This is a genomic window from Lentzea sp. NPDC092896 (assembly GCF_044754905.1).
Lineage (GTDB): Bacteria > Actinomycetota > Actinomycetes > Mycobacteriales > Pseudonocardiaceae > Lentzea.
The window spans coordinates 504,597-519,095 of sequence record NZ_JBIVPX010000002.1; the positions used below are offsets into that span (position 1 = coordinate 504,597).

The window sequence follows — 14,499 nt, forward strand, 5'->3', positions numbered from 1 at the left end:
TCTTCACGTACTGGAGGAGGCCGCATGCCGATCGCCACGACCGGGGAACAACGGGCTCTGCGCGACAGCGTGGACGCCGCCAAGGGTGAGTGGGCAGATCTCGTCAAGGTCGGGTTCTTCGAGGTGACGCGGGAGGGCGGCACGGTCGCCGATCTCGCGGTGATGCTGGAGCGGGCGGCCGAGAACCTCGTGCCGGGGCCGTTGCTGCCCACGGCGCTGGTGTCGGTGCTGTTCCCGGACTTCGAGGGGATCGCGGGGTTCGGGTTCTCGTCCCATCATGTGGTCGGTGCCGCCGAAGCGACGCACATGTTGCTCAAAACGGACAGTTGGATGCTCGTTCCGGCCGAACAGGTGTCGCTCACCGCACTGGAAGCCGTGGACCACTCACGTTCGCTCGGGTCGGTCACGGTCAACGCGCCCGGGCAGACGGTCGACGACCCGACCGATCTCGCGGTCACGTTGATGGCCGCCGAGGCGAGCGGGATCGCCGCGTGGTGCCTGAACACCGCTGTGGAGTACGCGAAACAGCGTCAGCAGTTCGGGCGTGTCATCGGGTCGTTCCAGGCCGTGAAGCACCTCTGCGTGGAGATGTTGTGCCGGGCGGAGCAGGCGTCGTCGGTGGCCTGGGACGCGGCGCGGTCGGTCGGCGAGGAGGAACACCCGCTGGCGGCGGCGGTCGCGGCGGCGGTGGCGTTCGACGCGGCCGTCCGCAACGCCAAGGACTGCGTCCAGGTGCTCGGCGGCATCGGCTTCACCTGGGAGCACGACGCGCATCGCTATCTGCGCCGGGCGTTGGCGTTGCGGCAACTCGCGGGCGGCGTGGCGTTCTGGCGCCGACGTGTCGCCGAACTGGCGCTGGCCGGGGCACGCCGGTCGCTCACCGTCCAGGTGGAGTCGGATCCCGACGTGCGGACGTTCGCGGAGGAGATCGCCGGGCTCGACGCCGCCGCGCAACGAGAACGCCTGGCGGACAGCGGATTCCTCGTGCCGCACTGGCCGAAGCCGTACGGGCAGGACGCCGACCAGGCCAGGCAGATGGTCATCGACAGCGAGTTCGTCCGCGCCGGGGTGCGCAGGCCGGATCTGATCATCGGAGGCTGGGCGGGACCGACGATCCTCCGCCACGGAACGCCGGAGCAGCAGGAACGGTTCGTGCCACCGACGTTGAGCGGGGAACTGACCTGGTGTCAGCTGTTCAGCGAACCCGAGGCCGGCTCGGACCTGGCCTCGTTGCGCACCAAGGCCGAGCGCGTCGACGGTGGCTGGAAGCTCACCGGGCAGAAGGTCTGGACGTCGCTCGCGCACCAGGCCGACTGGGCGATCTGCCTGGCCCGCACGGACTCCGGCGTCCCGAAGCACAAGGGCATCACGTACTTCCTGGTCGACATGCGCGCGGCCGGCGTGGACGTGCGGCCGTTGCGGGAGATCACCGGCGACGCGCGGTTCAACGAGGTCTTCCTGGACGACGTGTTCGTGCCGGATGACTGCGTGGTCGGCGCGGTGAACGACGGCTGGCGGCTGGCCCGCACCACCCTCGCGAACGAACGCGTCGCGATGGGCTCGGCACTCGGCGAGCCGCTGGAACAGGTCCTGAGGTCACCGGCTGCCGCTGACCACGCGGAACGGCTGGGTGCCCTGGTGGCGCAGGGACTGGCGGTGTCCGTCCTGGACCTGCGGGCGAGCCTGCGGGTGCTGAACGGGCAGGAGCCGGGCGCGGAGTCCAGCGTCCGCAAGCTGGCCGGGGTGCGGCAGCGGCAGGACGTCGCCGAGTTCGCGGTCGAGATCCTCGGGCCGGACGCCGCGGTCGAGGGTGAGCTGATCCACGAGTTCCTGCTGACCCGGTGTCTGAGCATCGCGGGCGGAACCACGCAAGTGCTGATGAACCTGGCAGGCGAGCGAATTCTCGGTCTACCGAGGGAGCCCTAGATGGATTTCCAGCTCGACGAGACCCAGCAGGAGATCGCCGCTCTGGCGGCCGACGTGCTGGGCAGGGAGAGCGCGACCCCCTGGAAGGCGTTGGGGGAGGCGGGATTGCTGGCCCTGGCCGTTCCGGAACGGCTCGGTGGGGACGGGCTCGGCGTGCTGGAGACGGCCGTGCTGCTCACCGAGGTCGGCCGGCGGGCGGTGGACGTTCCGGCACTGGCCACGCTCGCGCTGGGCGTGTTGCCGATCGTCCGGTACGGAACGCCGGAGCAGCAGGACGCCTTGCTGCCGTTGGTGACCGAACAGCACGGCGTGCTGACAGCGGCGTTGAGCGAACCTTCGAGACCTCTGCCGTCCACGCCGGAAACCACGGCAGGACCGGACGGCATCTCCGGCGTGAAGATCAACGTGCCGTATGCCGCTGAGGCGCGACGAATCCTCGTCAGCACGAGCGGCGGAGTCTTCGTCGTCGACCCGGCGCAACCCGGTGTGTCCACATCGGAGGGAACCGTCCGTCTCGACGGCGCTCGAGGCGAACTGCTGGAAGGCGCGGAGGAGGGCATCCGCCGGTTCGCGCTGGCCGGAGCGGCGGCGGTGGCGGACGGCGTGCTGGCCGGAGCACTCGACCTCACCGTGAAGCACGTCGGCACCCGTCACCAGTTCGGCAAGCCGCTGGCCACCTTCCAGGCGGCGGCGTGCCTGGTCGCGGACGTCTACATCGCCTCCCGCACCCTGCACCTGGCCGCGCTGACGGCCGCCTGGAGCCTCGACGACAACGACCTCGACACGGCGGCCTACTGGCTCGCGGCGGAAGCCCTGCCGGCCGTGCACACCTGCCACCACCTGCACGGCGGCCTCGGGCTCGACATCACCTACCCGATGCACCGCTACTACGGCATGGCCAAGGAGCTGACGCGGTTCGTCGGCGGAGTGGAGCACCGCTTGGGAGCCATCGATGTTCATTGACCTCACCGCCGAACAGCTCAAGCTGCGCGACGAGCTGCGCGAGTACTTCGCGACCGTCATGTCCGACGCCGAACGCGAGGCGATGCTGACCGAACGGCACGGCGTGACCTACCGCGAGCTCGTCAAACGACTCGGGCGCGACGGACGGCTCGGCGTCGGCTGGCCGAAGGAGTACGGCGGGCTGGGGTTCGGTCCGATCGAGCAGCAGATCTTCGTCAACGAGGCCGCTCGCGCGGACGTCCCGCTGCCGTACGTGACGCTGCAGACCGTCGGCCCGACGCTGCAGACGTACGGAACCCAGGAGCAGAAGGACTTCTTCCTGCCGAAGATCCTCAGTGGTGATCTCCACTTCGCCATCGGCTACACCGAACCGGACGCGGGCACCGACCTGGCCGCGTTGCGCACCAAGGCGGTCCGCGAAGACGATCACTACGTCGTCAACGGGCAGAAGACGTTCACGACGGGTGGCCACGACGCCGACTTCGTGTGGCTGGCCTGCCGCACCGGGGCCGCGGACTCGCGGCACAAGGGCATCACGATCCTGATCGTCGACACCACGGACCCCGGCTACTCGTGGACGCCGATCATCACGTGCGACGGCGCCCACCACGTCAACGCCACCTATTACAACGACGTCCGCGTGCCCGAGGCCCGCAGGGTCGGCGAGGAGAACAAGGGCTGGCGGCTGATCACCACCCAGCTCAACCACGAGCGCGTCATGCTCGGCCCGTCCGGACGGCTCGGCGCGCTGGTCGAACGGGTCCACGGCTGGGCCTCGGAACGTCAGCTCCTCGACGAACCGGACGTGCGCCGGGCACTCGCCGAGGCGCGGGCCGTCCACCGCGTGAACGAGCTGCTCAACTGGCAGGTCGCCGGCGGTGAGCTGGAGGTCGCGGACGCGTCGGCCACGAAGGTGTTCGCCGCGGACCGGACCCAGCGCATCGGCCGGCTGCTCGAAGAGCTGGTCGGACGCCACGGCGCACCAGCCGAACTGACGAAGTGGCTGGACGTGCAGGCACGCCGCAACCTCGTGCTGACGTTCGGCGGGGGAGTGCAGGAGATCCAGCGCGAGCTGATCGCGAACATCGGACTGGGCCTACCCCGGGTGGTGCGATGACCGACATCGAGAAAGAGGCCGCCCGCATCGCCGAGCAGGGCGAATGCGCGCCACGACTGGCTCGTGACCTCGTCAACCAGCCGATGATCAACAACTGGCTGGAGGCCATCGGCGACGAACACCCCGGCTACGACGGGATCGCGCCGCCGGCGATGGTCCAGGTCTGGACGATGGCGGGGTTGAAGGGCCAGCGCACCCTGGACGACCCGCTCGGCGCGATGATGACCATCCTGGACGAGGCCGGGTACACCTCGGTCGTCGCGACCAACAGCGACCAGACCTACCACCGCTACCTGAAGGTCGGCGAGCACCTCTCGGTGACGACGAGCCTGGAGGACGTGACCGGGCCGAAGAGGACCGGGCTCGGCGAGGGCTGGTTCGTCACGACCAGGAGCACCTGGTGGGTCGGCGACGAGGCCGTGGCCGAGATGCGGTTCCGGGTGCTGAAGTTCAAGCCCGCCCACGTGCCCGCTCCGCAGCCGGAAGCCGCCTCCGCCCAGTCGAGTGCGCCCGCCGCGCAGCCGGCGGCCCCCGAGATCCAGGCCATCCGGCCGTCCGTCAACCGCGACACCGAGTACTTCTGGGAAGGCACCCGGCAGGGCGAGTTGCGCATCCAGCGGTGCGGTGGCTGCGGTCTCCTGCGCCACCCACCGGGCCCGATGTGCCCGGAATGTGGTGCCACGAAGCCGAAGTACCTCGTCTCGGAGGGCTACGGCGTGGTCTACAGCTACGTCGTGCACCACCACCCGCAGGTGCCCGGCAAGCAGACCCCGTTCGTCATCGCCCTGATCGAACTGGACGAGGGCGTGCGGATGCTGGGCGAACTGGACGGCGAGCCCAGCGTCGGGCAACGGGTCGAGGTCGTGTTCACCAAGGTCGACGACGACCTGACGATGCCGAGCTGGAGGCCCCGTGCGGATCGGTGATTCCCTGCCCGAGTGGCACGTCGAGGCCACCCCGACGTTCGTGATCAGCACCGCGCTGGCCACCCGGGACTTCCAGGACGTGCACCACGACCGCGACCTGGCGATCCAGCGCGGCTCGAAGGACATCTTCATCAACATCCTCACCACGACCGGCCTGGTGCAGCGCTACGTCACGGACTGGGCGGGCCCGGAAGTGCTGGTGCGCCAGGTGAACATCAAGCTCGGTGCGCCCTGCTTCGCCTACGACACGCTGAAGTTCTTCGGCCAGGTCATCGAACGCGAGCGGCAGGACCTGACCATCGAGGTCGTCGGCCGGACCGCGCACGGCGACCACGTCACCGGAACCGTGAAGATCGAGGTGCCCGCGTGAACGCCGCGATCGTCGGAATCGGCGCGACCGACTTCTCCAAGGACTCCGGCCGCAGTGAACTCCAGCTGGCGGCCGAGGCCGTCCGGGCCGCACTCGAAGACGCGGGCCTCGAACCGTCCGATGTGGACGGCCTGGTCAGCTTCACCATGGACACCAACGCCGAGATCGCGGTCGCACGCGAACTCGGCATCCCGGAGCTGACGTTCTTCAGTCGCGTCCACTACGGCGGCGGGGCGGCGTGCGCGACGGTGCAGCAGGCCGCGATGGCCGTGGAGACCGGCGCGGCGAAGGTCGTCGTCTGCTACCGGGCGTTCAACGAACGCTCCGGGCACCGGTTCGGGCAGGTCCAGACGGCGGCAGCGGCCAACATCGACAACAGCTGGTCCTACCCGATGGGTCTGGGCACGCCGGCCGCGATGGTCGCCATGTTCGCCCGCCGGTACATGCACGAGTACGGCGCCACGAGCGAGGACTTCGGCCGGATCGCGGTGATCGACCGCAAGCACGCCGCCACGAACCCGCACGCCTGGTTCCACAACCGCCCGATCACGCTGGACGACCACCAGTCGTCGCGCTGGATCGCCGAACCGCTGCGGCTCCTGGACTGCTGCCAGGAGAGCGACGGCGGCGTCGCGCTGGTCGTCACCTCGGCCGAACGAGCCCGCGACCTGCCGAACAGGCCCGCGCACGTCAAGGCCGCGACGCAGGGCAGCAGCGTGGACCAGTTCACGATGACGAGCTACTACCGCGACGACCTGACCCGGTTGCCCGAGATGGGCGTGGTGGCGAGGGGACTGTGGGAGAAGTCGGGCATCGGTCCGTCCGATGTGGACGTCGCCGTGCTCTACGACCACTTCACGCCGTTCGTCCTGGTCCAGCTTGAAGAACTGGGCTTCTGCGGACGCGGTGAGGCCAAGGACTTCGTCCGGTCCGGGGCGCTCGAACTGGACGGAACGCTCCCGCTCAACCCGCACGGCGGGCAGCTCGGCGAGGCCTACCTGCACGGCATGAACGGCATCGCCGAGGGCGTGCGCCAAGTGCGCGGCACCGCCGTGAACCAGGTCGCGAACGTCGACCACGTCCTGGTCACCGCCGGTACCGGCGTTCCGACCAGCGGCCTCGTGCTCGGCCGGGAGGCCTAAACTGGCCGACCATGACCGAGCCCGCGTTGCACGTGAGCAATGGCGACAGCACCGACGTTCCGGGCACCGGGCTCGCGCAGCGCGTCCTGTACTGGCGTGACTCGCTGCACGAAGGCCCCGTGCCCGACATGGGTCCCGAGGAACTGCGCGGAATCAGGGCCGCCTTCCTGACGGAGAGCGGCGTCGACGACCGCGCGGAGGGCTCGGCCATGTTCGCCGAGCGCGACCGGCTTCTGGAGGCCGACAGGGACGGCGAGTACGTGCTGTGGTTCGAAGCCGATCTGTACGACCAGCTGCAGATCATCCAGATCCTCGACCGCCTGGCCGGCCTGGGCGTTCCGGCGCAACGCATCACGCTGATCTGCATCGGCGAGTACCCCGGCATCGCCCGGTTCGGCGGCCTCGGCGAGTTGACGGCGGAACAGTTGCGGGAACTGCCCGCGACGAAGGCATGTGCGGTCCTGACCTCGGACGCGCTGGAGCTGGCCGTCGACGCGTGGGCGGCCTTCCGGGCGCCCACGCCTGAACGCATCGCGGAGATCGCCGCCCGGCGCTCCGGCGAACTGCGGTTCCTCGCCGAGGCGTTCGACCGGCTCGGTCGCGAGTACCCGTCCACTCGCGACGGTCTGTCGCTCACCGAACGACGCGTGCTGGCCGCGGTCGCGAGAGGGGCTACCGACGCGGGCACGGCGTTCGTCCGCGCCGCGGCCAGGGAAACGCGCCCCTATCTCGGTGACTCGTGGTCTTTCCTGATCATGGAACGGCTGGCGCACGCGCCTGTCCCACTGCTCACCTCGTCGGACGACCGGATCACCCGCCACACCCGCCTGAGCCTGACCGGCGCCGGGGCTCAGGTGCTCGCGGGCACGGCGGACCACGTCACGATCAACGGCGTCGACCGGTGGATCGGCGGCGTCCACCTGCGGGGCAGTGAGCCGGGCTGGCGCTGGGACGAAGGAACCGAAGCCGTCACACGGTCGTGAGGACCGCGTCCGCGAGGACGGGACGGTCGCCGGCGAACGTCGTCAGCACGAGACGCTGACCGTCCCGCCACACCCGCGTCGTCAGCGTCTCGCCGGGGAAGACCACGCCCGCGAACTTCGCCTCGAACGACGACACCTGCTCCGGTCCGTCGAGCATCGCGTCGATCACGGCCTTGCACACCACCCCGTACGTGCACAGCCCGTGCAGGATCGGCGCGTCGAACCCGGCCCGGACGGCGAACTCGGGATCGGCGTGCAACGGATTCCGGTCACCGCACAACCGGTACAGGTAGGCCTGCTGCGGCAGCGTGGGGGTGTCGATCACGAAATCCGGTGCGCGTGCCGGCACCTCCACCTTGCCCGAAGGCCCGCGGTCTCCACCGAACCCGCCCTCGCCGCGGGCGAAGATGCTGGACCGGGTCGTGTACAGCGCGGTCCCGTCCGGCGTCACGGCCGTCGACTCCTGCACGATGACCGCGGCCTTGCCCTTGTCCCACACGTCCGCGATCCGCGTCCGCAACACCGCCTCGCCCTCGGCAGGCAGGGGAGCGTGCACGGTGATCTCCTGGGTTCCGTGCAACACCCGGGCCAGGTCGATGTCGACGCCGGGGAACGACACGGCGGGCGGCGCGGTCTCGTGGAAGCGCGGCGCGACCACGCCGAACGTCGGCAGCACCCGCAACCCCTGCTCGTAGACGTAACGGAGTTCGGTCGCGCCCAGAGCCAGGTGGTAGAGCAGCACGTCGGACTCGGCCCAGGAGAACTTGATCTCGGGAAGTTCCGCTCCCACAGCGACGTCCGGGTCGATCGGCATCAGGCGCCCCTCACTCGTAGCTGATCTTCACGATGTCGGTGACCGGGACCGACTGGCACGCCAGCACGATGCCCTCGGCGATGTCGTCGGAGTCGAGCACGTCGTTGTTGAGCATCTTGACCTCGCCCTCGACCAGCCGGCACGCGCACGCGCTGCACGCACCCTCCCGGCACGAGTACGGCGCGTCGAGTCCCTTCTCCAGCAGCAGGTCGAGCAACTTCGTGCGCGCGGGCCACGGAAACCGGTGCTGTTCACCGTCCAGCTCGACCTCGACCACCGCGTCCGGCCGATCGTCGACCACCGGAACCACGTCGGAGAACGGATCACTGGACAGCGACACGAACTTCTCGACGTGCACGACCGAAACGTCGTGCAACGCCTTGCGAGCAGCCTCCATGAACGGCCCCGGACCGCACACGAACGCCTCGTCGCACGACCGGACGAACGCTCGCAGTCCCGCCACGGAAGGCAGTCCCTGCACCGACTCCAGCCAGTGCACGACGGTCAGCCGCTCCGGGTACGAGCGGGCCAGTTCGGAGAGCTCGCTGGCGAAGATCACCGAAGCCTCGTCCCGGTTGGCGTACACCAGGAACACCCGTCCGGAACCCTTACCGAGCACGGCCCGGATGATCGACATGACCGGCGTGATCCCGCTCCCCGCCGCGAACGCGAGCAGCGATCCGTCCAGCGACGACGGCGTGAACACCCCGGCCGGCGCCAGCACGTCGAGTTCCATGCCGGCCAGCAACGACGAGCACATCCAGTGCGACCCGTACCCGTCCGGCGTCCGCTTGACCGTGATCTTCAACGGCTCACCCGGTGCGCTGGACAGCGAGTAGCACCGCGCCACGTCACCGGCCCGCACCGTCAGGAACTGGCCGGGCTTCACCGCGAAGTCCACGCCCGACAGCACGAACGAACGCGCGTCGGCGGTCTCCTCGATCACGGCGTCGACCCGCAGCCGGTGCACCTCAGCCATCGGCGACCTCCAGCGTTCCCTCGCGCACGGCCTTCTCGATGCCGTCACGCAGCCGCAGACAGGTGGGCACGAAGGCGGACCGCGGCCCGCACAGCTCGACGCACGTGGACGTGTCGGAGAGCCACTGCACGCTGGTGTGCTGGGGGCTGTTCTTCTTGACCAGCACCCGGTTCCCGCAGTCGCACCGGACCGGAACCATGCCACCGACCAGGAACTCGTCGCGCTCGCTCACGTCGCCGACTCCTGACGGGCGAGATTCTCGGCGACCTCCTTCTCCCAGACCTCGATCGCCCGGCTCGTGTCGACCTCGAACTCGAAGCGCCGCACCATGTCGTCGCTGATGTCCTCCACGTCGACGTAGAACTGCTCGTACCAACGGCGGAGCTGGTAGACCGGCCCGTCCTCCTCGCACAGCAACGGGTTGTCGATGCGCGACTTGTTCTGCCAGATCTCCACGTCCTGCAGGAACCCGACGCCGATGCCGCGGGCGAACTTCTCCGCGATCTTGTCGGCGTGGACGTCGTCCACACCCGGCAGCTTCTTCACGATCGCGCCCCACTGGAGCTTGAACGAGGTCGGCGAGATCGGGTAGTGGCAGTTGATCAGCACCGTCTCGATCTCGAGGCCCTTGTAGTCGTTCCACAGGTAGTCGATCATGTACGACGGCCCGTAGTACGCGGCCTCGGAACGCACTTCCACGTCACCGGTGTAGTTCGAGCCCATTGCGACGTCCGGACGGCCGCGCGTGGTCAGGTACTGCGAGGCGACGTGGCCCTCCATCACGTTCTTGAAGTACGTCGGGAACGCGAAGTGGATGTAGAAGAAGTGGGCCATGTCGACGACGTTGTCGATGATCTCGCGGCAGTTCGCGTTGTCGATCACCACCGAGTCCCAGGTCCAGTTGCTCCACTCGTCGCTGAACGCCGACTCGATGCGCGGGATCGTGATGTGCTCCGGCGGCGGGTTGCCCTGCGGGTCGTTCCACACGAAGAGCTGCTTGTTCTCCTCGAGCGTGATCCACGACCGGGTGCGCGCCCGCAGCGGCACCCGCTTGGCGTAGGGGATGTCGACGCACTTGCCGTTGCCGGCCCAGCGCCAGTCGTGGAACGGGCAGGCGATGTTGTTGCCCTTGACCGTGCCCTGGGTGAGGTCGCCACCCATGTGCCGGCAGTACCCGTCCAGGACGTTGATCTTGCCGTCCTCCGAGGCGAACACCACGAGTTTCGTGCCGAACGCCTCCACGGGGTGAGGTTTGCCGTCGCGGAAGTGACTGGCGAGGCCGAGGCAGTGCCAGCCGCGCGCGAACCTCGCTGGAGGCGCGCCGGCGTCGATCGTCCGCACGCTGTCCTGCGTCATCGCTTTCCTCCAGTGATGTCGAGGCCGGCCAGATATCCGAACGTCATCGCCGGTCCGAGGGTGGCGCCCGCGCCCGCGTAGGTGTGGCCCATGACGGACGCGCTGGTGTTGCCCGCCGCGTAGAGGCCGTCGATCACCGACCCGTCCTCGCGCAGCACCCGCGCGTGAGTGTCGGTGCGCAGGCCGCCCTTGGTGCCGAGATCGCCGGGCACGATCTTGACCGCGTAGAACGGGCCGGTCGTCAGTGGCGCCAGGTTGGGGTTCGGCTTGGTGCGCGGATCGCCGTAGTAGCGGTCGTACGCGCTGTCGCCGCGGTGGAAGTCGGCGTCCTTGCCTTCCACGGTCAGGGTGTTGAACCGCCGCACGGTGTCCGCCAGTTCCGGCAGGTCGGCTTGCTGGGCCAGTTCTTCCAGGCTGGGCGCCGTGAGCACGGAGTCCTTCCAGCGCCGGGGGAGCGGGCGGCGCGGCGGGATGCCGCAGAACGGGTAGCGGCTGCGGTAGGCGTGGTCGAAGACGAGCCAGGTGTCGCCGGTCATCGCGTTGACCACGTCGATGTACGGCGCGGCCTCGTTCACGAACCGGCGGCCGGTCTTGTCGACCAGCACGCAGCCGGGCAGAGAACGCTCCGCGAGCAGGAAGAACGGGCCGCGCGGCAACGGGACGGAAGGGCCCCACCAGGCGTCGTCCATCAGCCCGACGGCCGCGCCCGCGCGTTGCCCGGCCTCGATGCCGTCACCGGTGTTGGCCTTGGCGCCGACCGTCCATTCCGTACCGATGTCCTGGTGCTGCTTGCGCATCCGTTCGTTGTTCTCGAACCCGCCGGACGCCAGCACGACGTGCTTCGCCAGGATCAGCTTCTCGCCGACGAGAACCCCGGCCACCCGGCCGTTCTCGTGGTGCAGGTCCGTCATCGCGGTGTTGAGCCTGACCTCGACGTTCAGCGCCTTCAGCCCTGCTCGCAGGCCCGCGGACAGCGCCTGACCCATCGTCAGGCGGCGGCCGGGCAGGAACCGGCGGGCGAAGACCTTGGCGGCGGTGAAGATGCCGCGCGGGTGTCGTCCGATCAGCGTCAGCCAGCGGTAGTCGGTCTGGGTGATCACGATGCCCGCCGGCGTCGGCACGTACGGCGGTTCGAGGTCCTTGACCTCGTCGCCGAGCAGTGCCGCGTTGAACGGCAGTGGTTCCACCGAGCGGCCGCGTGGCTGCCCTCCTGGCGCCTCCGGGTAGTAGTCGGAGTACTCGCGGACCCAGCGGAACCTCAGCGGCGTGTGGGCGCGGATGAAGGCCAGCATGGCCGGTCCGGCGTCCAGGAACGCTTCCCGCAGTTCGGCCGGGACCTCGCTCGCGATGTGCGCGAGATAGGTGCTGGCCCGCTCTGGCGAGTCGGGTATGCCGTTGGCGGCGACCACGGCGTTGTTCGGCACCCAGATGCCGCCGCCCGACCGCGCGGTCGAGCCGCCGTAGTGCGCGGCCTTCTCGATGATCAAGGTCCGCAAGCCGTGTTGAGCGGTGCAGAGCGCGGCTGTCATGCCCGCCGCGCCGCTGCCGACGACGATCACGTCGTACATCGCACCCTCCCGAAGCTCAGACTAGAACAGGTTATAGTTCTGAGGCGGTTTGGCGCTATGGTGTAGGAGTTCCAGGCAAGTCGACTCACCAAGAACCTGTTTCTGGAGGGTTGCGTGGAAGTCACCGCTGACGTGGTCGTCATCGGCTTCGGCGCGGCCGGCGCTTGCGCCGCCGTCGAGGCCGCGGCGGCTGGCGCGTCCGTGGTGGTGCTGGACCGGTTCACCGGTGGAGGCGCGACCGCGTTGTCCGGCGGTGTCGTCTACGCGGGTGGCGGGACGCGGCAGCAGGTCGAGGCCGGTGTCACCGACTCGGTGGACGCGATGTTCTCCTACCTGCGGCACGAGGTCCGGGACGCGGTGTCTGCGGAGACCCTTCGGCGGTTCTGCGAGGACAGCGCGAAGATGCTGGCCTGGCTGGAGGACCAGGGCGTGCCGTTCGACGCGCGGGTGTCGCCGTTCAAGACCTCCTACCCGACCGACGACTACTACCTCTACCTGTCCGGCAGCGAGGACGCCTGGCCCGACCCGGCTCCTCGCGGGCACCGGACCAGGGCGAAAGGCACGTCGGGCAAGGCTTTCTTCACTCGTCTGGCCGAAGCGACCCGGCGTGCGGGCGTGCGGATCATGCCGCAGACCCGGGCCGTCGAACTGGTCGTCACGGACGGCAGGGTGACCGGCGTGCGGTGCCGGACCCTCACCGGGTTTCCACGGCTTCTGCACGGGGCGTTGTCCAGGGCGGGCGCGAAGCCGTGGCTCTACTACCCGCCTTTGGGCAAGAGGCTGTTCGGGCTGGCAGCGTGGCTCGAACGGTTCGGCCGGCCGCTGGTGGTCACCGCCGGGCAGGGCGTGATCATCGCGGCCGGCGGCTTCATCGCGAACCGGGCGCTGGTGCACGAGAACGCTCCGGCCTACCGCGGTGGCCTCGCCTTGGGCACGCCCGGCGACGACGGTGGCGGGATCCGGCTCGGCGTGGCCGCCGGTGGGAAGACCGCGCGGATGGACAAGATCTCGGTGTGGCGGTTCGTCACGCCGCCCAGCGCGTTGCAGCGCGGGGTCCTGGTCGACTCGGCCGGGCAGCGGTTCGGGGACGCGACCCTGTACGGCGCCGCCAACGGAGGCGCGATCGTCGAACGCGGCGGCAAGGCCTGGCTGCTGATCGACGACGAGATCCTCCAGGTCGCGCGGGCCCAGGTGAAGACGCAGACGGCGCCGTTCCAGCGCTGGCAGGTCCGCTACCTGCTGGGACGAGGCATGGTCACTGCGCCGACCATCGAGGAAGTGGCCGCCAAGGCTGGAATCGCGGTGCCCGAGCCGTTCGGGACGCCGCCCTATTCGTTGATCAACGTGTCGGTGCGCGCGGGGTTCGGCTACCCGTGCCCGATGCTCACGCTCGGTGGGCTCGTCGTGGACGAGGACACCGGTCAGGTGCAAGGAGTTCCAGGCCTGTACGCGGCGGGCCGGTCCGCGGTCGGGGTGTGCTCGGAGTCCTACGTCAGCGGCCTCGCGCTCGCCGACTGCGTCTTCTCGGGCCGCCGTGCGGGGCAACACGTAGCCAAATCGACTCGAGCAGGGGAGGCCCGGTGCTGACGATCCAGAAACGGGAGGCGGCCGCCGAACTGCTGCGGACGGCGGAACGCGACCGCGTGCCGATCAAGCCATTGGTGGAGCTGTATCCCGACATCGACGTGGTCGATGCGTACGAGATCCAGCTGCTCAACGTCCGGCACCGCAACAGGGACGTGATCGGCCACAAGGTCGGCCTCTCGTCGTTGGCGATGCAGCAGATGATGGGCGTCGACGAACCCGACTACGGCCACCTGCTCGACGACATGCAGCTGGCCGGAACCGCGGACGCGTCGGCGTACCTGTATCCGCGGGTCGAGGTGGAGATCGCGTTCCTGCTGGCCCGCGATCTGCCCGGCGAGGGCTGCACGGTCGAGGACGTGCTGGCCGCCACCGAGTTCGTCGTGCCGTCCATCGAGCTGATCGACAGCCGGATCGAGAACTGGCGGATCGGCCTGCAGGACACCATCGCGGACAACGCGTCGTCGGCCGGGTTCATGCTGGGCTCCGAACGCGTTCGTCCGTCCGAACTGGACATCGGTGCCGTCGCGGCCACGTTGCGGCGCAACGGCGAGGTGGTCGCAGAGGGACGTGGTGACGCCGTGCTGGGCGATCCGGCGATCGCGGTGGCGTGGCTGGCGGCCAAGGTCGCGGGCTTCGGCGTCCGGTTGCTGGCCGGCGACATCGTGCTGCCCGGTTCGTGCACGCGCGCCATCGACGCCCGGCCTGGTGACGAGTTCCGCGCCGAGTTCGCCGGACTCGGTTCTGTCGACCTGAAATTCGAATGAGGTG

At 69.3% G+C, this 14,499-nt stretch carries 13 protein-coding genes and 1 pseudogene; 9 read left to right on the forward strand and 5 right to left on the reverse strand.

The window, feature by feature from the left end:
- Nucleotides 1-24: 24 nt before the first annotated feature.
- The 7 genes from ACIQF0_RS13545 to ACIQF0_RS13575 are packed head-to-tail and all read left to right on the forward strand — an operon-like array spanning nucleotide 25 to nucleotide 7,427.
- The gene (locus ACIQF0_RS13545) at nucleotides 25-1,926 is read left to right on the forward strand and encodes an acyl-CoA dehydrogenase family protein (protein ID WP_401028807.1); all 1,902 of its coding nucleotides are present in this window, start codon (nucleotides 25-27) and stop codon (nucleotides 1,924-1,926) included.
- Nucleotides 1,927-2,889 (forward strand): acyl-CoA dehydrogenase family protein, encoded by a 963-nt coding sequence (locus tag ACIQF0_RS13550; RefSeq protein WP_401028810.1) that lies wholly within the window; start codon nucleotides 1,927-1,929, stop codon nucleotides 2,887-2,889. It begins immediately after the preceding gene.
- On the forward strand, nucleotides 2,879-4,006 hold the full coding sequence (locus ACIQF0_RS13555; RefSeq protein WP_401028813.1) for an acyl-CoA dehydrogenase family protein: 1,128 nt from the start codon (nucleotides 2,879-2,881) through the stop codon (nucleotides 4,004-4,006). The genes ACIQF0_RS13550 and ACIQF0_RS13555 overlap by 11 nt, the downstream gene beginning before the upstream one ends.
- Entirely contained in the window at nucleotides 4,003-4,932 is a 930-nt protein-coding gene (locus tag ACIQF0_RS13560) for a bifunctional MaoC family dehydratase N-terminal/OB-fold nucleic acid binding domain-containing protein (RefSeq protein WP_401028816.1), read from the forward strand. Before ACIQF0_RS13555 ends, ACIQF0_RS13560 begins: the two co-directional genes overlap by 4 nt.
- Nucleotides 4,919-5,302: a MaoC family dehydratase gene (locus ACIQF0_RS13565; protein WP_401028819.1), complete on the forward strand. Its 384-nt coding sequence runs from the start codon at nucleotides 4,919-4,921 to the stop codon at nucleotides 5,300-5,302. Before ACIQF0_RS13560 ends, ACIQF0_RS13565 begins: the two co-directional genes overlap by 14 nt.
- Nucleotides 5,299-6,444 carry a lipid-transfer protein gene (locus tag ACIQF0_RS13570; RefSeq protein ID WP_401028823.1) on the forward strand — a complete coding sequence of 382 codons (1,146 nt, stop codon included), beginning with the start codon at nucleotides 5,299-5,301 and terminating at the stop codon, nucleotides 6,442-6,444. The genes ACIQF0_RS13565 and ACIQF0_RS13570 overlap by 4 nt, the downstream gene beginning before the upstream one ends.
- A gap of 11 nt (nucleotides 6,445-6,455) precedes the next feature.
- Complete coding sequence (locus ACIQF0_RS13575; RefSeq protein WP_401028826.1) at nucleotides 6,456-7,427, forward strand: hypothetical protein; 972 nt, start codon at nucleotides 6,456-6,458, stop codon at nucleotides 7,425-7,427.
- Here ACIQF0_RS13575 and ACIQF0_RS13580 read toward each other — a convergent pair.
- The 5 genes and pseudogenes from ACIQF0_RS13580 to ACIQF0_RS13600 form a co-directional block, all read right to left on the reverse strand.
- The gene (locus ACIQF0_RS13580) at nucleotides 7,414-8,241 is read right to left on the reverse strand and encodes a MaoC/PaaZ C-terminal domain-containing protein (protein ID WP_401028829.1); all 828 of its coding nucleotides are present in this window, start codon (nucleotides 8,239-8,241) and stop codon (nucleotides 7,414-7,416) included. The genes ACIQF0_RS13575 and ACIQF0_RS13580 overlap by 14 nt on opposite strands.
- A 10-nt stretch (nucleotides 8,242-8,251) precedes the next feature.
- Nucleotides 8,252-9,220, reverse strand: coding sequence for a 2Fe-2S iron-sulfur cluster-binding protein (locus ACIQF0_RS13585; RefSeq protein WP_401028832.1), 969 nt, complete (start codon nucleotides 9,218-9,220; stop codon nucleotides 8,252-8,254).
- Nucleotides 9,213-9,452, reverse strand: a complete 240-nt coding sequence (locus ACIQF0_RS13590; protein WP_360039310.1) for a hypothetical protein — start codon at nucleotides 9,450-9,452, stop codon at nucleotides 9,213-9,215. Before ACIQF0_RS13590 ends, ACIQF0_RS13585 begins: the two co-directional genes overlap by 8 nt.
- Nucleotides 9,449-10,576, reverse strand: coding sequence for a Rieske 2Fe-2S domain-containing protein (locus tag ACIQF0_RS13595; RefSeq protein ID WP_401028836.1), 1,128 nt, complete (start codon nucleotides 10,574-10,576; stop codon nucleotides 9,449-9,451). The genes ACIQF0_RS13590 and ACIQF0_RS13595 overlap by 4 nt, the downstream gene beginning before the upstream one ends.
- Nucleotides 10,573-12,153 (reverse strand): annotated as a pseudogene (locus ACIQF0_RS13600) (FAD-dependent oxidoreductase); the annotation flags it as partial. The pseudogene ACIQF0_RS13600 and the gene ACIQF0_RS13595, both read right to left, overlap by 4 nt.
- A gap of 105 nt (nucleotides 12,154-12,258) precedes the next feature.
- On the opposite strand from ACIQF0_RS13600, the gene ACIQF0_RS13605 reads away from it, so the two are divergent.
- Both ACIQF0_RS13605 and ACIQF0_RS13610 read left to right on the forward strand, forming a co-directional pair.
- Complete coding sequence (locus tag ACIQF0_RS13605; RefSeq protein WP_401028839.1) at nucleotides 12,259-13,731, forward strand: FAD-binding protein; 1,473 nt, start codon at nucleotides 12,259-12,261, stop codon at nucleotides 13,729-13,731.
- Nucleotides 13,725-14,495 (forward strand): 2-keto-4-pentenoate hydratase, encoded by a 771-nt coding sequence (locus tag ACIQF0_RS13610; RefSeq protein WP_401028842.1) that lies wholly within the window; start codon nucleotides 13,725-13,727, stop codon nucleotides 14,493-14,495. The genes ACIQF0_RS13605 and ACIQF0_RS13610 overlap by 7 nt, the downstream gene beginning before the upstream one ends.
- Nucleotides 14,496-14,499 lie beyond the last annotated feature (4 nt).

Bases quoted from the DNA above. Each gene is read 5' to 3' on its own strand.
- ACIQF0_RS13580 (WP_401028829.1), bottom strand. From the start codon at position 8,241: ATGCCGATCGACCCGGACGTCGCTGTGGGAGCGGAACTTCCCGAGATC.
- ACIQF0_RS13550 (WP_401028810.1), top strand. From the start codon at position 1,927: ATGGATTTCCAGCTCGACGAGACCCAGCAGGAGATCGCCGCTCTGGCG.
- ACIQF0_RS13545 (WP_401028807.1), top strand. From the start codon at position 25: ATGCCGATCGCCACGACCGGGGAACAACGGGCTCTGCGCGACAGCGTG.
- ACIQF0_RS13585 (WP_401028832.1), bottom strand. From the start codon at position 9,220: ATGGCTGAGGTGCACCGGCTGCGGGTCGACGCCGTGATCGAGGAGACC.
- ACIQF0_RS13575 (WP_401028826.1), top strand. From the start codon at position 6,456: ATGACCGAGCCCGCGTTGCACGTGAGCAATGGCGACAGCACCGACGTT.
- ACIQF0_RS13555 (WP_401028813.1), top strand. From the start codon at position 2,879: ATGTTCATTGACCTCACCGCCGAACAGCTCAAGCTGCGCGACGAGCTG.
- ACIQF0_RS13595 (WP_401028836.1), bottom strand. From the start codon at position 10,576: ATGACGCAGGACAGCGTGCGGACGATCGACGCCGGCGCGCCTCCAGCG.
- ACIQF0_RS13560 (WP_401028816.1), top strand. From the start codon at position 4,003: ATGACCGACATCGAGAAAGAGGCCGCCCGCATCGCCGAGCAGGGCGAA.